This window comes from Methylobacterium sp. E-045 (assembly GCF_022829685.1).
Taxonomy (GTDB): domain Bacteria; phylum Pseudomonadota; class Alphaproteobacteria; order Rhizobiales; family Beijerinckiaceae; genus Methylobacterium.
The window spans coordinates 118,891-144,752 of record NZ_JAKSYE010000054.1; the positions used below are offsets into that span (position 1 = coordinate 118,891).

26 protein-coding genes are annotated in these 25,862 nt (G+C 67.6%); 15 read left to right on the forward strand and 11 right to left on the reverse strand.

Annotated features, from left to right (window positions below; translation table 11 throughout):
• Positions 1 to 48: 48 nt before the first annotated feature.
• Both MKK51_RS06395 and MKK51_RS06400 read left to right on the forward strand, forming a co-directional pair.
• Positions 49 to 1,236, forward strand: coding sequence for an FAD-binding protein (locus tag MKK51_RS06395; protein ID WP_243975741.1), 1,188 nt, complete (start codon positions 49 to 51; stop codon positions 1,234 to 1,236).
• Between the two features lie 197 nt (positions 1,237 to 1,433).
• Positions 1,434 to 2,819, forward strand: coding sequence for a heterodisulfide reductase-related iron-sulfur binding cluster (locus MKK51_RS06400; protein ID WP_243975742.1), 1,386 nt, complete (start codon positions 1,434 to 1,436; stop codon positions 2,817 to 2,819).
• 3 nt (positions 2,820 to 2,822) lie between these two features.
• Here MKK51_RS06400 and MKK51_RS06405 read toward each other — a convergent pair whose 3' ends face one another.
• The 3 genes from MKK51_RS06405 to fumC form a co-directional block, all read right to left on the reverse strand.
• Positions 2,823 to 3,038, reverse strand: coding sequence for a ribbon-helix-helix domain-containing protein (locus tag MKK51_RS06405; RefSeq protein ID WP_243975743.1), 216 nt, complete (start codon positions 3,036 to 3,038; stop codon positions 2,823 to 2,825).
• Positions 3,039 to 3,188: 150 nt separating this feature from the next.
• Positions 3,189 to 3,380, reverse strand: coding sequence for a DUF4169 family protein (locus MKK51_RS06410; RefSeq protein ID WP_018042562.1), 192 nt, complete (start codon positions 3,378 to 3,380; stop codon positions 3,189 to 3,191).
• Positions 3,381 to 3,391: 11 nt separating this feature from the next.
• Positions 3,392 to 4,816: a class II fumarate hydratase gene (gene fumC, locus MKK51_RS06415; protein ID WP_243975744.1), complete on the reverse strand. Its 1,425-nt coding sequence runs from the start codon at positions 4,814 to 4,816 to the stop codon at positions 3,392 to 3,394.
• A 138-nt stretch (positions 4,817 to 4,954) separates the two neighbouring features.
• Here fumC and MKK51_RS06420 point away from each other — a divergent pair, with 138 nt between their 5' ends.
• Positions 4,955 to 6,349 carry a cytochrome P450 gene (locus MKK51_RS06420; RefSeq protein ID WP_243975746.1) on the forward strand — a complete coding sequence of 465 codons (1,395 nt, stop codon included), beginning with the start codon at positions 4,955 to 4,957 and terminating at the stop codon, positions 6,347 to 6,349.
• Between the two features lie 72 nt (positions 6,350 to 6,421).
• On the opposite strand, the gene MKK51_RS06425 is transcribed toward MKK51_RS06420, so the two are convergent.
• A complete protein-coding gene (locus MKK51_RS06425) occupies positions 6,422 to 7,066 on the reverse strand; it encodes an SspB family protein (RefSeq protein WP_243975748.1) in 645 nt (214 codons plus the stop codon).
• A 272-nt stretch (positions 7,067 to 7,338) separates the two neighbouring features.
• Between MKK51_RS06425 and MKK51_RS06430 the strand changes: the two genes are divergently transcribed.
• Both MKK51_RS06430 and MKK51_RS06435 read left to right on the forward strand, forming a co-directional pair.
• On the forward strand, positions 7,339 to 8,190 hold the full coding sequence (locus MKK51_RS06430; RefSeq protein ID WP_243975750.1) for a CPBP family intramembrane glutamic endopeptidase: 852 nt from the start codon (positions 7,339 to 7,341) through the stop codon (positions 8,188 to 8,190).
• A gap of 56 nt (positions 8,191 to 8,246) precedes the next feature.
• Complete coding sequence (locus MKK51_RS06435) at positions 8,247 to 9,041, forward strand: thymidylate synthase (RefSeq protein ID WP_243975752.1); 795 nt, start codon at positions 8,247 to 8,249, stop codon at positions 9,039 to 9,041.
• Between the two features lie 7 nt (positions 9,042 to 9,048).
• Here the strand turns inward: MKK51_RS06435 and MKK51_RS06440 are convergent, their stop codons facing one another.
• Entirely contained in the window at positions 9,049 to 9,744 is a 696-nt protein-coding gene (locus MKK51_RS06440) for a dihydrofolate reductase (RefSeq protein WP_243975754.1), read from the reverse strand.
• 226 nt (positions 9,745 to 9,970) lie between these two features.
• On the reverse strand, positions 9,971 to 10,186 hold the full coding sequence (locus MKK51_RS06445) for a hypothetical protein (RefSeq protein ID WP_243975756.1): 216 nt from the start codon (positions 10,184 to 10,186) through the stop codon (positions 9,971 to 9,973).
• A 119-nt stretch (positions 10,187 to 10,305) separates the two neighbouring features.
• Between MKK51_RS06445 and hflK the strand changes: the two genes are divergently transcribed.
• From hflK to MKK51_RS06460, 3 genes are all read left to right on the forward strand, one after another.
• The gene (gene hflK / locus MKK51_RS06450) at positions 10,306 to 11,478 is read left to right on the forward strand and encodes an FtsH protease activity modulator HflK (protein ID WP_243975758.1); all 1,173 of its coding nucleotides are present in this window, start codon (positions 10,306 to 10,308) and stop codon (positions 11,476 to 11,478) included.
• Entirely contained in the window at positions 11,475 to 12,428 is a 954-nt protein-coding gene (gene hflC / locus MKK51_RS06455; protein ID WP_243975760.1) for a protease modulator HflC, read from the forward strand. The genes hflK and hflC overlap by 4 nt, the downstream gene beginning before the upstream one ends.
• An 82-nt stretch (positions 12,429 to 12,510) precedes the next feature.
• On the forward strand, positions 12,511 to 14,034 hold the full coding sequence (locus MKK51_RS06460; protein ID WP_243975763.1) for a Do family serine endopeptidase: 1,524 nt from the start codon (positions 12,511 to 12,513) through the stop codon (positions 14,032 to 14,034).
• Positions 14,035 to 14,094: 60 nt separating this feature from the next.
• On the opposite strand, the gene serB is transcribed toward MKK51_RS06460, so the two are convergent.
• On the reverse strand, positions 14,095 to 14,991 hold the full coding sequence (serB, locus tag MKK51_RS06465; RefSeq protein ID WP_243975765.1) for a phosphoserine phosphatase SerB: 897 nt from the start codon (positions 14,989 to 14,991) through the stop codon (positions 14,095 to 14,097).
• An 18-nt stretch (positions 14,992 to 15,009) separates the two neighbouring features.
• On the opposite strand from serB, the gene miaA reads away from it, so the two are divergent.
• Positions 15,010 to 15,963 carry a tRNA (adenosine(37)-N6)-dimethylallyltransferase MiaA gene (gene miaA / locus MKK51_RS06470; RefSeq protein WP_243975767.1) on the forward strand — a complete coding sequence of 318 codons (954 nt, stop codon included), beginning with the start codon at positions 15,010 to 15,012 and terminating at the stop codon, positions 15,961 to 15,963.
• Here miaA and MKK51_RS06475 read toward each other — a convergent pair.
• A complete protein-coding gene (locus MKK51_RS06475; protein WP_243975942.1) occupies positions 15,941 to 16,807 on the reverse strand; it encodes an NAD(P)-dependent oxidoreductase in 867 nt (288 codons plus the stop codon). The two genes, miaA and MKK51_RS06475, sit on opposite strands and share 23 nt — an antisense overlap.
• Before the next feature lie 75 nt (positions 16,808 to 16,882).
• A complete protein-coding gene (gene moaA, locus MKK51_RS06480) occupies positions 16,883 to 17,917 on the reverse strand; it encodes a GTP 3',8-cyclase MoaA (RefSeq protein ID WP_243975769.1) in 1,035 nt (344 codons plus the stop codon).
• A 174-nt stretch (positions 17,918 to 18,091) separates the two neighbouring features.
• Between moaA and MKK51_RS06485 the strand changes: the two genes are divergently transcribed.
• The 4 genes from MKK51_RS06485 (at position 18,092) to MKK51_RS06500 (ending at position 23,182) form a co-directional block, all read left to right on the forward strand.
• The gene (locus MKK51_RS06485; RefSeq protein WP_243975771.1) at positions 18,092 to 18,571 is read left to right on the forward strand and encodes a gamma-butyrobetaine hydroxylase-like domain-containing protein; all 480 of its coding nucleotides are present in this window, start codon (positions 18,092 to 18,094) and stop codon (positions 18,569 to 18,571) included.
• A gap of 588 nt (positions 18,572 to 19,159) precedes the next feature.
• On the forward strand, positions 19,160 to 20,290 hold the full coding sequence (locus MKK51_RS06490) for a GGDEF domain-containing protein (RefSeq protein WP_243975772.1): 1,131 nt from the start codon (positions 19,160 to 19,162) through the stop codon (positions 20,288 to 20,290).
• Between the two features lie 218 nt (positions 20,291 to 20,508).
• Complete coding sequence (locus tag MKK51_RS06495) at positions 20,509 to 21,855, forward strand: MATE family efflux transporter (protein WP_243975774.1); 1,347 nt, start codon at positions 20,509 to 20,511, stop codon at positions 21,853 to 21,855.
• A gap of 145 nt (positions 21,856 to 22,000) precedes the next feature.
• A complete protein-coding gene (locus MKK51_RS06500) occupies positions 22,001 to 23,182 on the forward strand; it encodes a glycosyltransferase (RefSeq protein WP_243975944.1) in 1,182 nt (393 codons plus the stop codon).
• A 29-nt stretch (positions 23,183 to 23,211) separates the two neighbouring features.
• On the opposite strand, the gene MKK51_RS06505 is transcribed toward MKK51_RS06500, so the two are convergent.
• Positions 23,212 to 23,571 carry a hypothetical protein gene (locus tag MKK51_RS06505; protein ID WP_243975776.1) on the reverse strand — a complete coding sequence of 120 codons (360 nt, stop codon included), beginning with the start codon at positions 23,569 to 23,571 and terminating at the stop codon, positions 23,212 to 23,214.
• A gap of 97 nt (positions 23,572 to 23,668) precedes the next feature.
• Positions 23,669 to 24,685, reverse strand: a complete 1,017-nt coding sequence (locus tag MKK51_RS06510) for a DUF2336 domain-containing protein (RefSeq protein ID WP_243975778.1) — start codon at positions 24,683 to 24,685, stop codon at positions 23,669 to 23,671.
• A 269-nt stretch (positions 24,686 to 24,954) separates the two neighbouring features.
• On the opposite strand from MKK51_RS06510, the gene MKK51_RS06515 reads away from it, so the two are divergent.
• Both MKK51_RS06515 and MKK51_RS06520 read left to right on the forward strand, forming a co-directional pair.
• Entirely contained in the window at positions 24,955 to 25,518 is a 564-nt protein-coding gene (locus tag MKK51_RS06515) for an iron transporter (protein ID WP_243975780.1), read from the forward strand.
• 8 nt (positions 25,519 to 25,526) lie between these two features.
• Complete coding sequence (locus tag MKK51_RS06520; protein WP_243975783.1) at positions 25,527 to 25,862, forward strand: cupredoxin domain-containing protein; 336 nt, start codon at positions 25,527 to 25,529, stop codon at positions 25,860 to 25,862.

Sequence of the window (25,862 nt, forward strand, 5' to 3'; positions counted from 1 at the left end):
TATGGTTCGGCAAAGGATGCCGGCGAGCATCACAACGGGCGGGAAACGATGCGGACATACGAGCCTCAGGACGAGGGCGAGGCGCAAGCCATCGTCGCCGATGCCGCCGGCCGCTCCGAGCCGATGCGTCTCGTCGGCGGGGGCACCAAGGCTGCCATCGGTCGCCCGGCGCAGGACGAATCGACCCTTTCCTCCCTGAAACTCTCCGGCATCACCCTCTACGAACCGGCCGAGATGGTGGTCGCCGCCCGCGCCGGCACCCCCCTGGCGCAGGTGCAGGCCCTGCTCGCGGAACGCGGCCAGATGCTGCCCTTCGAGCCGATGGACCATCGCATCCTGATGGGCTCGGGCGGCGAGCCGACCTTCGGCGCGGTGGCGGCCACCAACAATGTCGGACCGCGCCGGATCAACGCGGGTGCGGCCCGCGACAGCCTGATCGGCGTCCGCTTCGTCAACGGACGCGGCGAGGCCATCAAGTCCGGCGGCCGGGTGATGAAGAACGTCACCGGCCTCGACCTCGTCAAGCTCATGGCGGGCTCGTGGGGCACCCTCGGCCTCCTCACCGAGGTGACCTTCAAGGTCCTGCCGGTCCAGGAACGGACGGCGACCCTGGCCTTTTCCGGTCTCGACGACGCCACGGCGGTCGCGGCCCTGGCGGCCGCCCTCGGATCGCCGTTCGAACTCACCGGCGCCGCCCACCTGCCGAGCGGCCTCGACGGGCCGAGCCCACGCACCCTGATGCGCCTGGAGGGCTTTTCGGACTCCCTCGATTACCGCCTGGGCGAATTGCGCAAGCTGCTGCGTCGCTTCGGCGAGCCGGAGATCATCGAGGACGGGATCGGCGCCGTCCTGTGGGCCGCGATCCGCGACGTCATCCCGCTGACGGAACCGCGCGCCGCCGCCGTGTGGCGGATCTCCACCACGCCGACCAAGGGTCCCGCCGTCACCGCCGCCATCGCGGCAGAGCGCCAGGCGCGCTGGTTCTACGATTGGGGCGGCGGCCTCGTCTGGCTCGCCACCTCGGCCGAGGGCGATGCCGGCGCCGAGACCATCCGCGCCGTCCTGCGCACCACCGGCGGGCACGCCACCCTGGTGCGGGCGCCGGACGCGGTGCGCGCAGCCACCGCCGTTTTCGAGCCACTGTCCGATCCGCTCTTGCGGATGACGGCCGGGATCAAGGCGGCCCATGACCCGAAGGGGGTGTTCAACCCCGGCCGGATGTATGCGGGGATCTGAGTTTCGGGTGGTGGACGCTTCAGCTTGGTGCGCTCGCAGGCCGGCGATCTCCGCACCCTGTGGGTGCGGCAGGCTGCCGCTTAGAGCCGTTCCAAGCCTCGGCTTCCGTCGAGATTGCCTCTAAGCTGCGGGAAACAGCGCCGGGCGGCGGAAGACCGCCGGGCGGGCTGATGGTATCGGGACCCCGAGGAAACGCCGTGCAGACCAATTTCAGCCTGACGCAGCTGGCCGAACCGGCGATGGCGGCGTCCGAGAAGATCCTGCGGACCTGCGTGCATTGCGGGTTCTGTACCGCCACCTGCCCGACCTATCTCCTCCTCGGCGACGAGCTCGATTCCCCCCGCGGCCGTATCTACCTGATCAAGGACATGCTGGAAGGAGGCAAGCCGGCGACCCCCGAGGTGGTCAAGCACGTGGACCGCTGCCTCTCCTGCCTGTCCTGCATGACGACCTGTCCCTCCGGCGTGCATTACATGCACCTCGTGGATCATGCCCGCACGCATATCGAGGAGACCTATCGCCGGCCCTTGAGCGACCGCCTCCTGCGCAGCGTCCTCGCCTTCGTGCTGCCCTATCCGAACCGCTTCCGCCTGGCGCTCCTCGCCGCCAAGATCGGCTCGCCATTCCGGCCCCTCGTCGCCCAGCTGCCCCGCGTCGGCAACCGCCTCGCGGCGATGCTCGACCTCGCGCCTGCGCTCCTGCCCAACCGCACCGCCTCCGACCGTCCCGGCACCTTCCCCGCCGACAACCGCGCGCGGGAAGCCAGCGCCCTGCTCCAGGGCGAGGCCGCGCCCGCCCGCGCCGGCCGGGTCGCCCTCCTGCGCGGCTGCGCCCAGAGCGTGTTGCGGCCGGATTTCAACGAGGCGGCGGTCCGTCTCCTCACCCGCCACGGCGTCGAGGTGGTGCAGGCGAAGGGGGAGGGGTGCTGCGGCGCGCTCACCCACCACATGGGCAAGTCGGAAACCTCCCACGCCCAGGCCAAGCGCACCATCGATGCCTGGATCGCCGAGATGGACGGCGACGGCCTCGACGCGATCATCGTCACGGCCTCAGGCTGCGGCACGACGATCAAGGATTACGGCTTCATGTTCCGCGACGACCCGGCCTATGCCGACAAGGCGGTGCGGGTTTCAGCATTGGCCAAGGACGTCACCGAGTACGTGGCGAGCCTCGGCCTGATGCCGCCGCTGTTCGAGAGCGATCTCGTGGTCGCCTACCATTCCGCCTGCTCGATGCAGCACGGCCAGGGCATCCGCACCGAGCCGAAGACCCTTCTGAAGAAGGCCGGCTTCACCGTGAAGGACGTGCCCGAGGGCCATATCTGCTGCGGCTCGGCCGGCACCTACAACATCCTGCAGCCGGAGATCGCCGGGCGGCTGCGCGACCGGAAGGTCGCCAATATCGAGCGCATGCGCCCCGACCTCATCGCCACCGGCAATATCGGCTGCGCGACGCAGATCGGGAACGGCACCAGCATCCCCATCGTGCACACGGTGGAACTGCTGGACTGGGCGACGGGCGGGCCGAAGCCGGCGGTGCTGGAGGGCCTAGGCGGGACGCGGGTGCTGGAGGCGGCGGAGTAGCGCTCAGGCCCGGCGTACCGCGTTCAGGACGAACACCCGGATCGCCGAGGACAGGTTCTGTTCGCCACGCGCCTCGTCGATCTCGCCGATCAGCACCTGAACCGACTGCTCGCGGGCGGCGGCGATCTCGCGCAGCGCCTCCCAGAACGGCGTCTCCAGGGACACGCTGGTCCGGTGACCGGCGATCATCACCGAGCGTTTGGTGGTGCCGGTGGTCATCGGACGCGCAACCCTCCCCCCTCTGCGAAGCAGGCGGGAGAGGGGACGACCTCTCCCGATAGGGCGCTCCCCTCTCCCGACCCTCGCTCACGCGCGGGCCAGCCTCCCCCGCAGAGGGGGGAGGGTTTGGCGGCGACGTGGCCGGACGCTTCACCCGTCCGAGTCCGGCCCCACGAGCTTGTGGCCCTCGTGGCGCGAGAACTCGATGGCCTTCTTGGCCTCGGCCAGGGTCCTGGCCTTCTTCGGCCGACCGAAGGCGATGCGGTTGTCCTCCGCCTTCGCCTCCTTCTCGGCCCGCGCCTTGCCCTTGCGGACCGAGCGCAGGTTGATGATCTCGGCCATGAGCGTCCCCGTCAGTCGACGCTCGGCGCCAGCATTGTCTCGGGGCGCACGACGCGGTCGAACTCCTCCTCCGTGACGTAGCCGAGGCGCAGGGCCTCTTCCTTCAGGGTGGTGCCGCGCTTGTGCGCGGTCTTGGCGATCTCGGCGGCCTTGTCGTAGCCGATGGAGGGGGCGAGCGCCGTGACCAGCATGAGCGAGCGGCTCATCAGGTCGGCGATCTTGTCCTCGTTGGCCTTGATCCCGACGACGCAATTGTCGGCGAAGCTCACGGCCGCGTCGGCGAGGATGCGGATCGACTGCAGCACCGCGTTGGCGATCACCGGCTTGAACACGTTCAGCTCGAAATTGCCCTGGGAGCCGGCGAAGCTCACCGTGGTGCCGTTGCCGATCACCTGGGCGCAGACCATGGTGAGGGCCTCGCACTGCGTCGGGTTGACCTTGCCCGGCATGATCGACGAGCCCGGCTCGTTCTCCGGCAGGGAGAGCTCGCCGAGTCCGGAACGCGGGCCGGAGCCGAGGAAGCGGATGTCCTGGGCGATCTTGAACAGGCCCGCCGCCAGGGCGGACAGCGCGCCTTGCGTGAAGACGAGAGCGTCGTGGGTGGCCAGCGCCTCGAACTTGTTGGCGGCCGAGGTGAAGGGCAGGCCGGTGAGCTCGGCAACCTTGGCCGCGAATTTTTCGGCGAATTCCGGATGGGCGTTGAGCCCGGTGCCCACCGCCGTGCCGCCCTGGGCCAATGCCAGAACGCCCGGCAGCGTCGCCTTCACCCGCTCGGTGCCCAACGCCACCTGCGCGACGTAGCCGGAAAATTCCTGGCCGAGGGAGACCGGCGTCGCGTCCTGCAGGTGGGTCCGGCCGATCTTGACGATGGACGAGAACGCCTCGGACTTCGCCTGGAGCGCGTCGTGCAGGTGCTTCAGGGAGGGCAGCAGGCGGTCGTTGATCTCGCGCGAGACCGCGATGTGCATCGCGGTGGGGAACACGTCGTTGGAGGATTGGCCGCGATTGACGTGGTCGTTGGGGTGAACCGGCGACTTGCCGCCGCGCTTGCCGCCGAGGAGCTCGTTGGCCAGACTCGCGATGACCTCGTTGGCGTTCATGTTCGACTGGGTGCCCGAGCCCGTCTGCCAGACCGCGAGGGGGAATTCCTGGTCGTGCTCGCCGGACACCACCTCGGCGGCGGAGGCGGCGACGGCCTGGGCCACCTTCGGGTCGAGGGCACCGAGATCCTGGTTCACCAGGGCGGCGGCCTGCTTCACCATGCCCAGCGCATGGACCAGGGGCGCCGGCATCTTCTCCGTGCCGATCTTGAAGTTCTGGATCGAGCGCTGGGTCTGCGCGCCCCAGTAGCGATGGGCCGGAACCTCGATGGGGCCGAACGTGTCGGACTCGGTCCGGGTGGCGGACGTTTCGGTGGGGCTTTCGAGCGGCGACATCGTGGCCTCTTAGATGGCAGGGTCTGCGGCCCTACTTAACCGGTGCGGCCGAAAACCGCGATGGTGCTTTCTTTCAAAGGCGTCACAGGACCGTGCCGGAGTCAGGCACCGTCCGGGACGAAACGAGGACGAATGCCGATGCCCTTGGACGCCGCGACCCTGGAGCCCGACGCCCTCCCGCGCTTCCGCCCCGCCGTCCCGCGCCCCCGGCGCGAACAGCCGGGGTTGCTCGCCTTTCTCAAGGCCGTGCGCGCCAACCCGATCACAACCTGGCTCGACGAGCATTTCGTGGAGCCCGTGGTGGCGCGCGAGGGCGCCATGGGCCGCGTCACCGTGGTCAGCGACCCGGCCCTGATCCGCTACCTGTTCGTCGAGAACGCTGCCAATTACCGCAAGGACGACCTGCAGCGCCGGGTCCTCGCGCCGGGCCTCGGCAACGGCCTCCTCACGGCGGAGGGCGAGGAGTGGAAGCTCCAGCGGCGCACCCTGGCGCCGATCTTCTCCGCCCGCCACGTCCTCGGCTTCGCCGCCCCCATGAACGAGGCCGGCGCGCGGATCGGCCGCCGCCTCGCCCGGCGCGACGCCACCACCGTGGACGTGCCCCTGGAGATGACCCGCGTCACCCTCGACGTGCTGGAAAGGACGATCTTCACCGAAGGCCTGTCCAGCGACCCCGATGCGCTGGGCCGCGCCATCACCCGGTTCCTCGAATCGGTCGGGCCGGTGGACCCGATGGACGTGTTCGGCGTGCCGGCCTTCGTGCCGCGCATCGGCCGCCTCCGGGCGCGGCCGGCGATCCGCTTCTTCGAGGAGGTGGTGAACGCCCTCATCGCGCGGCGGCGCACCCAGCTCGACGCCGGAACGGCGCCCTCCGACCTCCTGACCCTGCTGCTTCAGGCGCAGGACCCGGAAACCGGCAAGGGCCTCAGCGATCTCGAGGTCAAGGCCAACATCGTCACCTTCATCGCCGCCGGTCACGAGACCACGGCGAACGCGCTCACCTGGGCCCTCTACTGCCTGTCGCAGGATCAGGACGCCCGTGCCCGCGTGGAGCGCGAGGTCGATGCGGTGCAGGGCGACGGGTTCGATGCCGACGCGCTCCCCTTCACCAAGGCGGTGATGGAGGAGACGATGCGGCTGTTCCCGCCGGTGCCGTTCCTGAGCCGTCAGGCCCTCGCGGAAGACCGGATCGGCCGGATCAAGATCCCCAAGGGCTCGCTGATCATGGTGGCGCCCTACGTGCTCCACCGACACCGCACCCTATGGGACGATCCGGAGGCCTTCATGCCGGAGCGGTTCCTGCCCGAAAACAGAGCGGCCGTTCAGCGCTTCTCCTATCTTCCCTTCGGAGCGGGGCCCCGCGTCTGCATCGGCCAGAGCTTCTCGCTGCAGGAAGCGGTGATCGTGCTGGCGCATATCGCCCGCGCCGCGCGCTTCTCGCTGGCGCCCGACCACGCGCCGGTCACGCCGCTGCAACGGGTGACCCTGCGGCCGGAACACGGCTTGCGGATGCAGGTGGAGCGGCGGGGCTGACGCGAGGCGCTACGCCTCCCCGGGACGGGAGCGGCGGAGACCAATGCTCGCAGTCGCGAAGCGGCCTTCGCCTCAGCTCTTCTTGCGGAACGCGTCGAGGCTGACGACCTCGGCACCGGCCTCGCCGCCTTCGCCCTTCTTGGCCGCGGGGCGGGCGGACTTCCCGTCCGCATCCTCATCGGTCTTGTCGAGGTTCTGGCTCGCGCCCTGGGCGGGCAGGAGCTTGGGGACGCTGGCGCCGATCGCCGAGACGGCATTGCCCTTCGGCATCATTTCACTCGGCTCGGAAGCCGCGCCGCGTGCGGCGTTCTTCGTGCCCGGAGTTTGCGGCGCATCGTCCTGGGCGTCCTCGTCCGCCGTCTCGTTCAGGTCGAACTTGAGGCCGAACTGGACCGAGGGATCGAAGAACCCGCTCAAGGCGTCGAAGGGCACGAGCAGGCGCTCGGGAACTCCGGAGAAGGACAGGCCGACCTCGAAGGAATGCTCGGTGACGCCGAGATCCCAGAACTGGTGCTGGAGGACGATGGTCATGTCCTGGGGATACTTCTCCCGCAGGCGCTGCGACATCCGCACCCCCGGGGCCTCCGTCCGGAACGAAACGTAGAAATGGTGTTCCCCCGCGAGACCTTCCCGGGCCGCGTCGGTCAACACCTTGCGCACGACGCCGCGAAGGGCATCCTGAACCAGGAGGTCGTAACGGATGAGATCGTCTGCCATCGCTTGTCGCTTTGCCCGGTACCTGCCGGAATGTCGCGCCGACGGCGCACCGGGTCGGTGAATTGACGTGAAGGCTTGCCGGACTCGGGCACCGGTTTCAATCGCGCCGTTCCCACCGTGGTCTCCACGGGGGGCGGTGAATTGACACCGTATCCACGTACCCGGGATTCTGGTGAAAGCGCCGGGATCGAGCGGCTTGCGCCGAAGATTGTCAGGCACCCGGTTCGGCCTCTCGACCGAACGGACCGAATATAGAGGGAGAGGCGTCGCTTTTGAAGCCCGATCCTGACGTGCAGTTGTCCGACGATCGGGCAATCGGCGCAATGCTGGCCGCCACCGATGGCGCGCCGCCGCGACGCTCGCCGATCCGCCTCGCCGTGGCCGCCTTTCGCGATGCCGTCGGCCTCGTGCTGGCGACGCTCTTCGTGATGATCGCGGCGGCCATCGCCGCCCTGCTGATCGTGCGCGTCGGCGCGGACATCCTGCAGGGCATCGATCCCTTCGCCACCGAGGCGCGCCGCCCCCGGTTGTATCCGCAGCAGCTCGTCCTGCGCGAGGTGGCAAGCGACATCCTGCGGCAATGCCTCATCGTCGCCATCGTCGTCGGGGCGGCGATCCGGTCCGGCGGCGGGGCGTGGCGCGCCAAGCTCGCCCTGACACCCGTCGAGGCGCCGGGCCTCGCTCCCACGCGTCTCCTGGCCATCCTCCTCCTCTGGCCGTTCTTCCACATCCTGTGGGTGATCGGGACGGCGGACGTCTTCCACATGGCGTTCGGCCGCCATGTCGGCCTGTCGCCCCTGCTCAGCCGGACCGGAGCCGTCGCCTGGCTCGCCTTCACGATCGTGCTGGCGCCGGTGGCGGAGGAAGTGCTGATGCGGGGGGCGATGTTCGAGCGGGCGTCGCGATTCCTCAAACCCTGGGGCGCCATCCTCTCCACCTCGGCCCTGTTCGCGCTGCTCCACCTCCAGGTCGGCAGCATCGCCCGCCCGGTCTCCCTCATCCCCCTGGCCCTGATGCTCGGCTGGCTGCGCTGGCGGACCGGGCGGCTCTGGCCCTGCATCCTGCTCCATGTCTGGAGCAATCTCGCCGTGGTCACCTACTTGCTGTGGCCGGGCCCCGCCTGACCGCTCGCCTCGCGGCCCCGTTCGGGGTATCGCGGGAGACGGAACATGGGACCCCGATGCACGCGTATCATCAGCTTCTCGAACGCATCCTCTCCGAGGGAACGCGCAAGGACGACCGGACCGGCACGGGGACGCTCTCGGTCTTCGGCCACCAGATGCGTTTCGACCTGTCGGAGGGCTTTCCCCTCGTCACGACGAAGCAGCTGCACCTGCGATCGATCATCCACGAATTGCTGTGGTTCCTCACCGGCGACACCAACGTGCGGGCCCTGCAGGCCAACGGCGTCACGATCTGGGACGAATGGGCCGATGCGAACGGCGATCTCGGCCCGGTCTACGGGAAGCAATGGCGCTCGTGGGCGAAGCCCGACGGCGGCGCCGTGGACCAGATCGCCTGGCTCGTGGACGAGATACGGCGAAACCCGGATTCGCGGCGGCTGATCGTCTCGGCCTGGAACCCGGCCGACCTCGACAGCATGGCGCTGGCGCCCTGCCATTGCCTGTTCCAGTTCTACGTCGCCGACGGACGGCTCTCGTGCCAACTCTACCAGCGCTCGGCCGACGTGTTCCTCGGCGTGCCCTTCAACATCGCGTCCTACGCGCTCCTCACCGCCATGATCGCGCAGGTGACCGGGCTCCGGCCCGGCGATTTCGTCCACACGCTCGGCGACGCCCATCTCTATGTGAACCATCTCGAACAGGCCCGGCTGCAGCTCACGCGGGAGCAGCGTCCCCTGCCGCGTCTCGTCCTCGCCCCGGAGGTCCGCTCGGTGTTCGATTTTCGTTTCGAGGACATCGCCATCGAAGGCTATGACCCGCATCCCGCCATCCGCGCGCCGGTGGCGGTCTAGCTATTACTCAACATGCCACAAGCTGCGGCAATGGCAGAGGAAACTGCTCCTCATATATGCCCCCTGGCTTTCTAAGTTTTTCCGTGAAATTCGGAAGATTTTTTCCGATAATATCGGTATTACTCTGTGAATAAAATTCCGATATATCCCTATTTCGTGTATATTTAAGCTTTCTTTCTAAAACAGAAATTTGAAAGTCGTACTGATCTACGTCAGAAGCTACATAGTTTTTCCGACCGATCACACTCCATTCACGCATGTCAAATTTGTTCTTGAAAAATGCATCTCCATTTTTGAAATCATGGAAAACTTCCGTAAGATAGATCTTAGTGAAAAGCTTATCAAATAACTCGTATATCTGTGCGCCACCCATTACGATAATCTGGCGCCGATCTTTGATGATCGAAAAAAAATCCGCTAGGAACAATGCCATTTCTGGCGTCCTGACCCAAATAAGATTCTCCAGATCTCGCCCCGGCTTATTTGATAAAACAATATTGGTTCGGTTTGGAAGTGGGCGTCCGAGCGACTCAAACGTCTTTCGCCCCATAATTACAACGTTGCCTTCTGTCACCGACCGAAAAAACTTCATGTCAGTCTTTAGACGCCAGGGCAGATTATTTTCGCAGCCGATCACGCCGCCTGGGCTACTCCGGGCGACTATGTACGCAATTGGTGGCATAGGGCGATCGATTGGCTTCATTTTACACTTTTCGGCTTTTCGTTTTGACGACCAAGGCCGTCAGCACCATCGACTGTGGGTAGAAACGGTTAAGGTTGGGTTTGAAAGATTTTTATCCTATACTCCAAAGAGGTACGTAAGGTCGACCTAGCGTAGCAGTGGTGACCTTCGTGAAAATTCATGTGCGCGATTCTTGCGTCCTTGCCAAACCTGCGATCCCATGAAAGCGCAGCTTGGCCTTTGAAGCTCACCGGCTTTCACTGGCAGGCGCGCTTTCGCTTGCATCTATTTTGGCCGTCAGGTTCTCAACGAGATGTGCATCTGATTCGTCGCCCACCCGCCCGGCGAGCGGGATGAATGCGCCTTCGCGTTCGTTGATCTGGAACGGGTCCGGTAACTCTACGCCGCGACGCATCGCGCAAGAGCGCACGGCGCTGTTGCCTTTCCTCTTCGCGATGCCCACTTGCCAGCCTTGACAGGACGGAGTGGTGACACTCAGTACCGTAGGACGGATCGGCCCGAGGCGAGCGCGCGCCGGGTCGGCAGCGAACGACACTGCCTCAGCAGGAGATATCGGCGAGCATGCCTTGGAGCAATCAAAGCGGCGGCGGTGGCGGCAACGGGGGAGGGCCCTGGGGCCGTGGCGGCGGCGGCAATGGAGGCGGGGGCGGCCCGTGGGGTAGCGGCGGTGGCGGCGGCGGAAAGACGCCTCCGGACCTCGAAGAGATCCTCCGTCGCGGCCAGGACCGCCTGCGCGGAATCATTCCCGGCGGCTCCATGGGCGGTGGCAAGGGTGTCGCCATAGCCGGCGGCATCGTCGTGCTGGTCTGGCTCGCCACCGGCATCTACACGGTCGCGCCGCAGCAGGTCGGCATCGAGACGATCTTCGGTCGCTACACCAACACCACCGGGCAGGGCCCGCACTACAACTTCCCCTATCCGATCGGCGCGGTGACGAAGCCGAATGTCGGGCAGGTCAACAGCGTCCAGATCGGCTATCGCGCCGGCGTCGGCTCGCAGTCGCGGTCCCGCGACCTGCCCGAGGAGAGCCTGATGCTCACGGGCGACGAGAACATCGTCGATCTCGATTTCGAGGTGCAGTGGCGCATCAACCCGCTGAAGGCATCGGATTTCGTCTTCAACCTCGAGAATCCCGAAGGCACCATCAAGGCAATCTCCGAAAGCGCCATGCGCGAGGTGATCGGTCGCCGCAACATCCAGGCGATCCTCACCAACGAGCAGTCCAGCGTGGCCCAGGAGGTCAAGGAGATCACCCAGAAGGCCCTCGACGAATACGGCGCCGGCGTCCGGATCGAGGTGGTCCAGCTCGTGGCCGTCAACCCGCCGCCGGACGTCCGGCCGGCCTTCATCGACGTCAACGCGGCCCAGCAGGATGCGGAGCGCGCGCAGAACGAAGCCCGCACCTATGCTAGCCGCGAGGTTCCGCAGGCGCGCGGTAAGGCTTCGCAGATCGTCCAGGCGGCCGAGGCCTACAAGACCCAGGCGACGGCGGATGCCACCGGTCAGGCAGCCCGCTTCCAGCAGGTCTACGAATCCTACAAGCTCGCACCGGCGATCAGCCGCGAGCGCATCTTCCTCGAAACGATGGAGCGGGTCCTGGGCTCGGTCAACAAGGTCATCATCGACCAGAACGGAACCGGCGTGGCCGGTGGCGCAACGGGCGCGGGCGTCGTCCCCGTGCTTCCCCTGACCGAATTCGGCAACCGCAACGCCAATACGGGAGCCGCCCGATGAACGGTTCCGCACTTCGCACGGGTGGCGTCTTCCTCCTCGCGGTGATCGCCGTCGCCCTCTACGCCTCGGTCTTCACCGTGGGCCAGATGCAGCAGGCCCTGGTGATCCAGTTCGGCCGTGTCCGCACGGTCCTCAACCAGACGGGAACCGAGAAGCCCGGCCTCTACTTCAAGGTTCCGTTCATCGAGAACGTCGTGCTGTTCGACAAGCGCGTCCTCGATCTCGACCTCCCGGTCCAGACACTCCTGACCGCCGACAGGCAGAACCTCGAAGTCGACGCCTTCGCCCGCTATCGGATCATCGATCCGCTGCGCTTCTACCAGTCGGCCAACAACGTGCTGCGTGCCAACACCCTGCTGGCGAGCTTCACCAACTCGGCGCTGCGCAACGTGCTGGCCCGCTCCACCCGCGACGCCATCGTGCGGACCGAGCGCTCGCACCTGATGAACGTGATCCAGGCCGACGTGAACACCCAGGCCAAGGAACTCGGCGTCGAGATCGTCGACCTGCGCATGACCCGCGTCGATCTGCCGGCGCAGAACTCCACCGCCGTCTACAAGCGCATGATCACGGAGCGTAACCGCGAGGCCGCCGATATCCGCGCCAACGGCGACCAGATCTCGGCGACGATCAAGGCGAAGGCCGACCGTGACGTGACGGTGCTGCTCTCCGAGGCCAACCAGACCGCCGAGACCCTGCGCGGCCAGGGCGACGGCGACAGGAACCGCATCCTTGTCGAGGCCTTCGGGAAGGATGCGGATTTCTTCGCCTTCTACCGGTCGATGCAGGCCTACGAGACGAGCCTGAAGGGGTCGGAGACGCGCCTCGTCATCAATCCGAACTCGGACTTCTTCCGCTACTTCAACGATCCGCAGGGCCGTGCTCCGGCAACGACCCCACGGTCCGCCGGAGCTTCGGAGCCGGGCGCGACGACCGGCACGGTTCGCTGAGGGCCGGCCTCATCGTCCGATCGACCCTTGATCGTCCGCCCCGGCGGACGATCTAATGCCTCGTTCCAACAAGAGGTCGACCATGATTTCCGCTGCGGGCGCCACGACGGCGCGACGTCCCCGGGCATTCAGCCACTCAGCGCGCTCGGCCTTCGCCGCCCTGTCGCTGGCAACCGCCGTGGCCGTCACCGGCCTCGCGAGCCCGGCCCTCGCAAAGGGTCCCGAATCCCTCGCCGACCTCGCGGACCAGGTCACCGACGCGGTGGTGAACATCTCGGCCTCCACCACGGTGGAAGCCAAGGCACCCGGCCGGACGATGCCAAAGCTGCCTGAGGGCACGCCGTTCGAAGATCTCTTCGAGGAGTTCTTCAACAAGCGCGGCCAGCGCGGCGAGGGAGATTCGCCGCGTCCTCAATCGCGCAAGTCGAACTCCCTCGGTTCGGGATTCATCATCGACGCCTCGGGCATCGTGGTGACGAACAACCACGTCATCGGCGACGCCAACGACATCCAGGTGATCCTGCACAACGGCACCAAGCTGAAGGCCGAGATCATCGGCAAGGATCCGAAGATCGATCTCGCCGTCCTGCGGGTGAAGCCGGAGGCCGACAAGCCGCTGAAGGCCGTGCCGTTCGGCGATTCCGAAAAGATGCGCCCCGGCGATTGGGTCATCGCCATCGGAAACCCGTTCGGACTCGGCGGATCGGTCTCGGCCGGCATCGTGTCCGCCCGCGGACGCAACATCGAATCCGGCCCCTACGACAACTACATCCAGACCGACGCGGCCATCAACAAGGGTAATTCCGGCGGCCCGCTGTTCAACATGGACGGCGAGGTGATCGGCATCAACACGGCGATCCTGTCGCCCACCGGCGGCTCGGTGGGTATCGGCTTCGCCGTCCCCTCCGCCACCGCGTCCCAGGTCATCGACCAGCTGCGCGAGTTCGGCGAGGTCCGCCGCGGCTGGCTCGGCGTCCGCATCCAGAACGTCGACGACGCCACTGCCGATGCCCTCGGCCTCAAGGGCGGGGCGAAGGGCGCGCTCATCGCCGGCGTCGACGAGAAGGGCCCCGCCAAGACGTCGGGCCTGGAGGTCGGCGACGTCATCACCAAGTTCAACGGGACGGTGGTGAAGTCCTCCAGCGACCTGCCACGCATCGTCGCCTCCACGCCGGTGGGCAAGGTGGTCGAGGTCATCGTCGTCCGGAAGGGCGCCGAGACGACGAAATCCGTCACCCTCGGTCGTCTCGACGACCCGGAGAAGCCGCAGCTCGCCAACGTCAGGCAGCCGGACGCGGAGCCTGCCATCCGTCAGGCGCTGGGGCTCAACCTGTCGGGGATTACCGACGAGCTGCGCCGCCGCTACAGCATCAAGGACAGCGTGAAAGGCGTCGTCGTCACGCGCGTCGACCCGAATTCCACCGCCGCCGACAAGCAGATCAAGCCCGGCGAAGTCATCGTCGAGGTCGGCCAGGAATCGGTCTCGACGCCCGCCGACGTGACGAAGCGTGTCGATCAGCTGAAGAAGGAGAATCGCAAATCCGTTCTCCTCCTCGTGGCGGCCGCATCGGGCGACGTCCGCTTCGTGGCGATCGGTCTCGAATAGGCCCCCCCCGACTCCTGCGCTTCGTAGAGGCCGTCACCCCCGGGTGGCGGCCTTTTTCCGTCAGTGGACGAACTCGCTCGCCCCGTAACCCTGCAGGTAGAGCAGCGCGGTCAGGTCGCCGTGGTCGATGCGGACGTCCGCCGCCGCCGCGACCTTGGGCTTGGCCCGGAACGCCACGCCGAGGCCCGCCTCGCCGAGCATGTCGAGGTCGTTCGCCCCGTCGCCCACAGCCAGCGTGTCCGCGCGGTCGAGGCCGAAGCGCGAGCGCAGGGCGATGAGCGTCGCGCGCTTGGTCTCCTTGCCGACGATGGGCTCCAGCACCTCGCCGGTGAGATGGCCGTCCTTCACCCCGAGGGTGGTGGCGTGGGCCTCGTCGAAGCCGATCGTCGCCGAGATCGGTCCCGTGAACAGGGTGAACCCGCCGGACACCAGACAGGTATGGGCGCCGTTGGCCTTCAGCGTGCGGACGAGGGTGCGGCCCCCAGGGGTGAGGGTGATGCGATCCCGGATGAGGTCGTCCACGACGCCGACCGGCAGGTTGCGCAGGAGGGCGACACGCTCGCGCAGGGCCGGTTCGAAGGCGATCTCGCCGCGCATGGCCCGCTCGGTGATGGCGGCGACGCGGTCCTTCAGGCCGATCGTGGCGGCGAGTTCGTCGATGCATTCCTGTTCGATCATGGTGGAATCCATGTCGGCCAGGAACAGCCGCTTGCGGCGGTGGGCGCCGGCCACCTGAACGGCGACGTCGAACGGTTCGGCGGCGAAAGCCGCCCGCAGCCGCCGCGCCATCGCGGGAGCCTCCTCCCCGGAGCCCGGAAACAGGATCTCGGCCGCCACCTCGCCGTGGAGGATGCGCGGCTGATGCTCCGTCCGAAGAACGGAACGGGCCTCCGCCAGGACCGCATCGGTGATGGCGGGCCGGCTCTCGTTTGCTATCAGGGTCGCGACGAGGGTCATCGGGGGAGTGTCCACGCCTTGCCGCCGGTCACGGACGGATCACACAGACAGGCGCCCCCGGCGGCGATCCTCATCGCAGGGCCCACCGCCTCGGGCAAGTCCGGCCTTGCGACGGAACTCGCGCGCCGTCACGACGGCGTGGTGGTCAACACCGATTCCATGCAGGTCTACGCCGACCTGCGACGGTTGTCGGCGCGGCCGAGCGTCGAGGAAGAGGCACTGGCGCCTCACCGGCTCTACGGCGAGGTGGATGGAGCGGTGAACTACTCGGCCGGGCATTTCGCCCGCGATGCCGCCCGCCTCCTCGACGGCCTTGACGGCCGGCTTCCGATCTTCGTCGGCGGCACCGGCCTGTATTTTCGTGCCCTGGAGGAGGGGCTATCGGACCTGCCCGCGGTTCCCGAGGCGATCCGAACCTCGCTCCGCGCGCGCGCCGAGGACCGTGCTACCGAGCTACTCCATGCCGACCTCGCGGAGGTCGATCCCGCCGGGGCGGACACGCTGCGGCCCACCGACCGCGCCCGGATCATGCGCGCGCTCGAGATCTTCGCCGCCACCGGGCGGCCGATCTCGGCGTTTCACGGTGAGCGCGTCGCCGGGCCGCTGGCCGGCAAGCGCCTGGTCAAGCTGTTCCTCGCTCCCGAGCGCGAGACCCTGCGCGGCCGGATCGATCGGCGTTTCCTCGCCATGATCGAGGGCGGCGCCCTCGACGAGGTTGCGGCGCTGAGGGAACGCCGCCTCGATCCGCTCCTGCCTATCATGCGCGCCCACGGGGTGCCGGGCCTCATCGCCCATCTCGACGGGACGATCCCCCTCGCCGAGGCGATCCAACGCGGCCAGGGCGATACGCGGCGCTACGCCAAGCGGCAATTCACCTGGTTCCGCCACCAGATGGGCGAGGACTGGACCTGGACCGATCCCGACGCGGCCCTCGCCGTGGCGACCAGCCTCATTTTTCCAGGCGGGCGATGAGGCTCGACGTGTCCCAGCGGTTGCCGCCCATGGCCTGCACGTCGGCATAGAACTGGTCGACGAGGGCGGTCACCGGGAGCTGGGCGCCGTTATGCCTTGCCTCCGCCAGCAGGATGCCGAGATCCTTGCGCATCCAGTCGACGGCGAAGCCGAAATCGAATTTTTCAGCATTCATGGTCCGGCCGCGATTTTCCATCTGCCAGGACCCGGCCGCGCCCTTCGAGATCACGTCGAGCACCGCATCCACGTCGAGTTCGGCGCGCTTGGCGAAGTGGATCGCCTCCGACAGGCCCTGAACGATGCCGGCGATGCAGATCTGGTTGACCATCTTGGTGAGCTGGCCGGAGCCCGCCGGTCCCATCAGGCGCGAGGCCTTGGCGAAGCTCAGGATCGCAGGCTCGACCTTGGCATAGGTGGCCTCGTCCCCGCCGCACATCACGGTGAGCGCCGCGTTCTCGGCGCCGGCCTGCCCGCCGGAAACGGGAGCGTCGATGAAGCCGAGGCCGCGCCCCGTCGCAGAACGTGCCAGTTCGCGCGCCGCCTCGGCGGAGGCCGTGGTGTGATCGACGAAGATCGCGCCCGGCTCCATGCCGGCGAAGGCACCATCCTCACCGAGGGTGACGCCGCGCAGGTCGTCGTCGTTGCCGACGCAGGCGAAAACGATCTCCTGACCCACCGCCGCCTCGCGGGGCGTCGCCGCGAAGGCGCCGCCATGGGCCGTGACCCAGGCTTCCGCCTTGGCCGTCGTCCGGTTGTAGACGGTGACGGCGTGACCTTTTTTGGCGAGGTGACCCGCCATCGGGCCGCCCATCACGCCGAGGCCCAGGAACGCGACCTTCGCCATCATCCGTCTCCATCCGTCACGAGGTTTGCGGCGGGTCTAGAGTCGATGACGGGAAGGGTCAAACGCGAGACGGCCTCAGCCGCCGGTGACGCTCATGTGGCGCGGCACGGCGGCCGGGCGGGCGCGCTCGATGACGAAGTCGTGGCCCTTGGGCTTGCGTGCGATGGCATCGGTGACCGCCTGCGTCACGAGGGCGTCGTCCGGCGAGGCGCGCAGGGCATGGCGCAGGTCGGCGGCATCCTCCTGGCCGAGGCACATGTAGAGCTTGCCGGTACAGGTGAGGCGGACCCGGTTGCAGCTCTCGCAGAAATTATGGGTCAGCGGCGTGATGAAGCCGAGCCGTCCGCCGGTCTCGGCGATGCGAACGTAACGCGCTGGTCCGCCGGTCCGGTCGGGCAGGGGCACCATGGTGTAGCGCTGCTCGAGGCGGGCGCGGGCGACGGAGAGGGGCAGGAACTGATCGGTGCGGTCGCCCTCAACCTCACCGAGCGGCATGACCTCGATCAGGGTCATGTCCATGCCGTCGCCATGGGCCCAGGCGATCATGTCGGCGATCTCGTCCTCGTTGACGCCCTTCAGCGCCACGGCGTTGATCTTGACCTTGATCCCGGCCTTGCGCGCTGTCTCGATCCCGTCGAGCACGACCTTCAGGTCGCCGCGCCTCGTGACGGCGCGGAACTTGTCGGGGTCGAGGGTATCGAGGGACACGTTCACGCGCTTCACGCCGAGATCGGCGAGTTCCGGGGCGAAACGGCCGAGCTGCGTCCCGTTGGTCGTCATCGTCAGCTCTTCGAGAGCGCCGGTGCCGATATGGCGGGATAGCCGCCGGAACAGGTGCATGATGTCACGGCGCAGGAGCGGCTCGCCGCCCGTGATCCGAAGCTTGCGCACGCCCCGGTCGATGAACACGCCGCAGAGCCGGTCCAGCTCCTCGAGGGTAAGCAGATCGCGCTTGGGCAGGAACTTCATGTCGTCCGACATGCAGTAGACGCAACGCAGGTCGCAGCGATCCGTCACCGAGATGCGAAGATAGGTGATCGCACGCTGGAAGGGGTCTATCAAAGGAGCCGGCGCCCTCGATGCGACGCGTTCGGCTAAGGCAACACCCATGGGGAACTCGAGACTCGGGCCTGGGGAAACGTCCGGAGCGTGGTCGCGCGATGAACCTAGCATGTCGGGCATATGAGGCGCGACGGCGGATAGGGCAAGCAGGCTGGGGCGCATGCCCCCCGCGCTCTACACATATATTGCATCCAATTCGGTTTCGGGCATGAGATTTCCAGCATGAGCCAGCATCACGCCGATCCCCACGCCACCGGCCGGCAGGTCGCTCCGCCCGAGCGGTGGCCCACCGAAATCCGCCTGTCCGGCGACAAGCGGACGCTCAACGTCTCCTTCGAGGATGGCGGCAAGTTCGCCCTGCCCGCCGAGTACCTGCGCGTGTCCAGCCCCTCGGCGGAGGTGCAGGGCCACTCGCCGTCGGAGCGCAAGGTCATCGGCGGCAAGCGCGACGTGGTGATCCTCTCGGTGGAGCCGGTGGGCAACTACGCCGTGAAACTGACCTTCGACGACATGCACGATACCGGCCTGTTCGGCTGGGCCTATCTCTACGACCTCGGCCGGGAATACCGGAACCGGTGGGCGACATACCTGTCGGAACTGGAGGAGCGGGGTCTGACGCGGGACCGGAACGGCAAGGCCGCCAAGCCCGCCGAGGAGCCCGCGGGCGGCGGAAGCTGCGGCAGCGGATGCGGCTGTCACTGAAGGCTTTCACGGGGCACTGACGGAAGGCAAGGCACCTCCGTGGAGGGGGCCGGCCTCATCGCGCGCCGCCCACCCGTTCGATGCATCGGATGTGGAGCGGGCGCTCGTCGGCTCTCGTCCGCAGCGCCACGAGGCTCAGGGGCGGAAGGCTCCGTCGCGAGGGCGTGCGCTTGCCTCGTCACGGAGTGCGGACCCGGTTCCCGCACGCCCGCCGATGTCCACACCATCGCCCCCGTCTGCAAGACGCGCCCATGGACGGCGCGACTGACGGGCCGCTTGCGCCGGCCTTCGGCCAGCCGATCGCACGGGCATGAGTGTTTGGAGCGGTGATCGAGCGGCACCTCGCGGCAAGCTGATCCACCAGCCAGTTCTCATGGGAATCCGCGACCATCCGGACGAGGCACGCAGGCCGATACCGAAATCTGCCGCGCCGTTCGATGGGATCCCGCGAGGCGCTTACGTTCCCTTGGTCGCCGGCTCGTGCCGATCGCCCGCGTGTCGTGAGACCGCTCAAATTCGCTCGAATTCCGCAACGCTTATTCGAAGGGAGATGCCTATCACTCGCGTCGAAGATGAGGCGGAAAACCCTTGAGCGACAGTGTCCTGTATCCCGCCCCGGGTCATCCTGCCCTTCGATGGATTGCCGAGATCGGCGCACATCTTCCAGACAAAGTCCAACGGCGGATGCGATCGGCGTTCTACGTGTCCACCGGGCCGCTTTTGATCGGATCTCTGAACTCGACAGTGGTCGCCGGCGTTGCCTGCATGCGCCTGCAAAACCCGGTTTTTGCGGTCCTGGCCGTCCTGGACATTGTGCTGCTCTGCTGCCGGATGGCCTTCCTCAGGCGCACCCGCGCGCCCTCAGGTCCGATATTCGCAACCGGACTGATCTGGGTATCGATTCAAGCGGCGACGACGTGGATCGTCGTCTTTTCCGGCGATATCGCCTTGACGGTCATCGTGCTCGCCTCTGCACTGGCGACAATCGGAGGCATCATCAGTCGCAACTTCGCAGCGCCACGCTACGCGATGATCCAGGTCATGGTGCTGGACCTCGGCTTCAAGATCCCATTCTCACTGATGCATCCCGAGTTCATCCCACTGATTGCTGGGCAAACGATTGCCTTCGTCCTGGTGAATGTCGGCATCATCAACCAGCATCGGACGATGACGATCCGGGCCATACGCGGCGAGCTGGACAATCGTCAGATGGCGGTCACCGATCCTCTCACCGGACTCCTCAACCGGAGGGGCCTCGAAGAAGCGTTCGACCGCATGGCGTCGCCGATCGAAGCGCGCGCTCTCCTGTACCTCGACCTCGATGGATTCAAACAGGTCAACGACCGCCTGGGACATGCCGCCGGCGATGTCCTCCTGCACGAGGTCGGTCAACGCCTGCGCGAAACGGTGGGCGCCGATCACACGATCTGCCGTCTCGGCGGCGACGAGTTTCTGGTGCTGCTGGATCGGTTGGACCCCTTGCATACGCGCTCGCTCGCTGCCCGGATCATCGCGACGATCGCGGCGCCCTACCGGATCGAACCCGGGGTTCTCGCTCGCGTCAGCGTCAGCGTCGGTGCCGTCTGCCAGTGTGAGCCGACGGAACCGCTGACCACCATGATGATGAGCGCAGACCGCGCCCTTTACGCCGCGAAAGCAGCCGGCAAGGGGCGATGTGTCGTCTACGAGAAGATCCGGCCGGCCCGAATGGCCGGTTGACGTCCGAGGAGGATCGGACGGTGGTCGACCCTTGCCCGACGCCGCCGGGCGGAGCCGAGGGCGTGCGCCCTCCGCTCGGCCGTACGGTGACGGACCGGAGGATCGTTGTCCCCTCGAGGTAGATGCTGGCGCCACGTCGGCTTATGAGCGCGGGGCCGTTCCGGGACGTCCACCGTCCGGGAGCGGCTCCGGCAACCGTTTCCGAAAGCCCTCGATCAATGCAAGCACGAGGCGGCACACCGACACCCGCCACCAGCCGCCGCATCCTGGCCCTGGCCCTGCCGATGACGCTGGCCAACGTCACCACCCCGCTCCTCGGCTTCGTCGGGGCGGCGGTGATCGGGCGCCTCGGCGATCCCGCGCTTCTCGGCGCCATGGCGCTGGGGGCGGTGATCTTCGATGCGGTGTTCTGGTCCTTCGGCTCGCTGCGCATGGCGACGGCGGGGCTCACCGCCCAGGCCGTCGGCGCGCGAGATGCCGCGGAGATCGACCGGATCCTCGCGCGCTCCCTGGCGGCGGGCCTTCTCGTCGGCTTCCTCATCACGGCGGCCCAGGTGCCGATCGCCGCCGGGGCCTTCGCGCTGAGCGGCGCCAGCCCGGCGGTGATCGCGGGGCTGGCCACCTATTTCCACATCCGCATCTTCGCGGCGCCCTTCACCCTGGCGAACTATGCCATCCTGGGCTCGGTGCTCGGACGAGGGCGGACCGATCTCGGCCTGCTGCTGCAGGTCGCCATCAACCTCGTCAACATCGCCCTCACCCTCGTCCTCGTATTGTGGGCCGATCTCCGCGTCGCGGGCGCCGGCATCGCCACCCTCCTGGCCGAGGCCGCCGGGACCGCCCTCGGTCTCGGTCTCCTGGCCCGTCTCGGTTCGCGGCCGTTCTCGGTACCGTTCCGCGTCATTCGCGATCCGATGGCGCTGGCGCGGATGCTCTCCGTCAATGCCGACGTGATGATCCGGACCCTGCTCCTCGTCGGCGCCATCGCCCTGTTCTCGGCGCTCGGCGCCCGGTCGGGCGACGTGGTCCTGGCGGCCAATGCGGTGCTGTGGAATCTCTTCCTCATCGGCGGCTTCTTCCTCGACGGGTTCGCCACGGCGGCCGAAACCCTGTGCGGGCAGGCGGTGGGCGCTCGCGACGAGGCCGGGTTCCGCCGGGCGGCCCGGCTCAGCCTGATCTGGTGCGTCGCCTTCGGTCTGGCGGTGGCGACGCTGTTCCTGACGTTCGGCGCGGCCTTCATCGATACCGTGACCACGAGCCCGGAGGTGCGCGAGACGGCCCGCGCCTATCTCGTCCCCGCCGCCCTCGCGCCCCTCGTGGCCTCGGTGCCCTTCGCCTATGACGGGATCTATATCGGCTCGACCTGGACTCGGGCGATGCGCAACCTGATGATCGCGGCCACCGGCATCTATGCCCTCGCCATCGGCCTCGCCCATGCGGGCGGTTACGGCAATATGGGCCTCTGGCTCGCCTTCCTGACGCTGCTGGCCGCGCGCGGCGCCAGCCAGGCTTTGGCCTATCCGGGCCTCGCCCGGCGGACCTTCGCGAGCCCATCCGCCGCCTGATCGTCGCGCCTGACGGCTTCCGTTCAGCTTGACGCCGGTAAGGTGCGACCGTCTCACCTGCCGGGACGCGGAAACGGGCTTGGCCCGCGCCGCCCCATCGGAGTCCTCCGTGCCCTACTCGACCCTCGCCGACGTCGCCCCCGGGATCGACACGTCGCCCCGCTTTCCCAACGCGGCCCCTGACACCGTCATCGCCATCCCGGTCCGCAACGAGGCCGAGCGGATCGAGGCCTGCCTTCGCGCCATCGACGCGCAGGAGGGCGTGCGGCCGGGCAGCCTCGGTCTATACCTGTTCCTCAACAACTGCACCGACGGCACGGACCGGATCGTGGCCGATTTCGTGCAGACGATGTCGATCCCCGTCCGCGTCCGCTGCGTCACCTTCGAGGGAGCCCATGCCGGCTGGGCCCGGCGCGCCGCCATGGATGCCGCCGCCGAATGGATCGGCCCCGACGGTACGGCCGGAACGATCCTGACTTCGGACGCCGACAGCCGCGTCCCCGCGGACTGGGTGGCCCGCAACCTCGCGCCCCTGGACGCCGGCGCGGATGCCGTGGCCGGGCGTATCCAGATCGACGAGGACGAGTGGGCGGCCCTGCCCCAATCCCTGCGCTCGCGCGGCAAGCTGGAGGACGCCTACAGCGACCGTCTCACCGAGCTGGAAGCGCGGATCGACCACGACCCGCACGATCCCTGGCCCTGCCACCGCACGACGATCGGCGCCACGCTCTCCGTCCGGCTCTCGGCCTACCGGCTGGTGGGCGGCATGCCGATGATCCCCCTCGGCGAGGACGGCGCCTTCGTGGCGGCCCTGCTCCAGCACGGATTGAGGGTCCGGCACGCCAAGGACGTGGTCGTCACCGTATCGGGGCGTTTGGTCGGCCGGGCGCCCGGCGGCGTCGCCGATACGATCCGGGCCCGGTGCGAGATCCCCGACAGCCTCTGCGACGCCCGCATGGAAGCGGTGCCGCGAGCGCTCTACCGTTATCTGTGGCGTCGTCGCCTGCGCCGCCTCCACGCCACGGGGTGCTTGGCCACCACGCAGGCCTGGTCCCGCAAACTGGGAATCCCGGGGGCGGATGCGGCCCGGATCGCCCAGCAGCCCCTCGTCGGCCTCGCCGTCGCCGAGATCGAGCGTGTCAGCCCCAGGCTGGTCTATCGCCCCCTCGGGCCGAAGCAGCTGCCCCGCCATATCCGCGCGGCGTCCCTTGTCCTCGCCGTGCTGCGCGCGGCCTCGGCCCTGCGCGGCCGTCTTCCGTCCGCCGCTCCCGCGTCTGCCCTGCTGCCGGAGGCGAAGACCATGGCGGGCGATCCCGTCTCCCGCTGACACTTCGAGAACCGGCCGAAGCCTTGCGCTCAGATCGGCCGGCCGGCGATTCCCAGACCGACCTTCTCGCCGCCCGGCGTGAGGATGCCGTGCTTCAGGATGGCCTCTTCGAGGTCGTCGAAGGCCTTCGTCAGGTGGGCTTTGGCTGTGGCGATGGACGAGTCGCGCGGCCGGGGCTGCGCGGCCATGAGACCGGTGAGGTCGTCGGCGCTTTCGAGAACGACGCGGTGAAGGTTGCGGATCGTGGGGTCGGGCTCGACGAACCGGAGGGCATAGTCCGTCCAGCGGCGCAACTCGCCGGACAGGTCCTCGCTGGCCGAGGCATAGGCCTCGACCTTCCGCCGGGCGTTCGCGAAACTGGTTCCGATGTCTTTACGGAGCTGCGCCATGAGATCGACTCTTGCTTCAGAGCATCATGAAAAAACGGGGGGTCGCTGATCGTCCGGCGCTGCGCCGGTTCCACGCATGCGGGCGGAGACGGGCCGATCAGTCATGGTCGCCCTCGATCTGCCGTCGGGCCGCATTCGTCCGGACGACGCGCTGCGCCGTGGCGACGGAGAGGGCCTGGAACGCCTCCATCATCCCGCGCAGGACTTCGGGCGGCGTCTCCCGCTCCGATTTCGAGGCCAGGAACAGCTTCAGGATCGTCCAGCCGAACCTGACGGAGCGGACGAGGTAGAGCAACGGCTCGTAGGAGGGCGCCTGGTAGGCCGCGATGGCCATCGCGCTGGGAACCCCCGCGAGGCGGGCGAGTGCCACCAACGCTTCCGTCTCGCGACCCGAATTGAGCCAACCGACGATGAGGGTTTCGCTGATCTCGCCCTGGCGGGACTGTGCGCCCACGAACACCTCGGCCGCGAAGATCGCGCGGACCGGATCGTCCGGGGATGGCGCGGCGATGCCGTCCCACATGGCATCCTCCCGCGCCAGGATATCCGGGACGTCATCGCGGAGGCGAAGCCGCGCGGCGAGTTCCGGATCGGACTGGCTCCGGCCGAAGAGCAGCCTGTAGCCGTCGAGGGAGAAGCGCGCGCCGGGATTGCCCGCCACCGAGCGCGATACGACGGCGTCGCCCCGCTCGACGATGATATCGGTGAGGAGCGCGATGAGGGTCTTCCGACGGGTCAGGGCCAGAAGCTGGGGCTGCCCGCAGACCCGCGCGATCGCGGTCAGGTCGTCGAGGGGCAGCAGCAGGGCCGCCTCGAGGGTCGGGACTGACACGGCGGCGGCGGGATCGAAGGCGAGGTCGCGAATCAGGAGCGGCGGCGCGTTCGCAATAGGGGCGAGGCGGCGCGACAGGTCGCCCCTCGCGGCCTCTTCCATCGACCGGGCGAGATGCAGCATCACCATGTCGAAGGCGTGGACGTGGTCGGTACCGAGGCGCGGCGCGTAGTCGGCGAAAAGGGCGGCGAGATTCTGCAGGATCGACTCGCGGCGCTTCGTCGAGGCATCCGCCATGGTGCGGTCGAGTTGCTGAACGAGGGCAACGATCGGGGTCGCCATAGGCGCTGCTGTCTCCGGCCAACCTTAGGTGCCAGCGTCTCAACGGGACCACGATATTGGCCGCGCCAACGTTAACGCTCGGTTCGTCCGGCCGACACGACCGGTTGCCCGCTCGCCCTTCGCACAACCGGTGCGGCATAGAGGCCGGCGGACGATCCATCGGCCGTCGTTTCAGGGGCCGCCGCAAAACATTGGAATCATTCTGATATATCGATTCCGCAAAGAAGCATCTTTGCATCGGCGGAGCGCTGGTTTACGCGCTAGGGACGATGCGCAAGATCACTCACTCCGCCCTGATTTCCGCCTCCCTGCTGGCCTTCGCGGCCCTGGGCACCGGCTTCGCCTCGGCCAAGGAGACGCCGATCGGTCCTCCCATGCTGAAGGATGGGCTGGAAGTGACGGCGGTCTATCTTCAGCCGATCGAGATGGATCCGCCGGATATGATGCGCGCCGCCGCGCAATCCGACATCCACCTGGAAGCCGATATCCGCGCGGCCAAGGACAACCGCAACGGATTCGCCGAGGGCGATTGGCTCCCCTCCCTCGACGTGAGCTTCGAACTCACGAAGCTCGAGGGCGAGGCCGCCACGGGCCCGAAGGTGACCGGCTCGCTGATGCCCATGGTCGCTAATGACGGCCCGCATTACGGCGACAACGTCAAGCTGAACGGCCCCGGCCGCTACCGCCTCAAGCTCACGGTGTCGCCCCCCGGCAAGAACCAGCATTTCGGCCGGCACGTGGATAAGGAAACGGGCGTGGCCGAATGGTTCAAGCCGTTCGACCTGATCCAGGACTTCACCTTCGCCGGCACCGGCAAGAAGGGCGCGTATTGAGCACCGTGATGCAGCACGTCCGCGGCCTCGTCCTCGCCTGCGCCGTCATGGCGGCCGACACCGGCGCCGCATGGGCCAACGACATGCCGGTGATCAAGGTCGAGATGAAGGACGGCGTGATCATCCCCGAGATCATCGAGGTGCCGGCCAACACCCGATTCAAGCTGGAGATCACCAATACCGGCACCTCGCCGGTGGAGTTCGAGAGCATGGAACTCAAGCGCGAGAAGGCCCTGGCCGCCGGCTCGACATCGGCAATCGTCTTCCGCACCCTCGACCCCGGCACCTACGACGTGTTCGACGACTTCCATCCGGAAGCCAAAGCCAAGCTGGTGGCGAAGTAG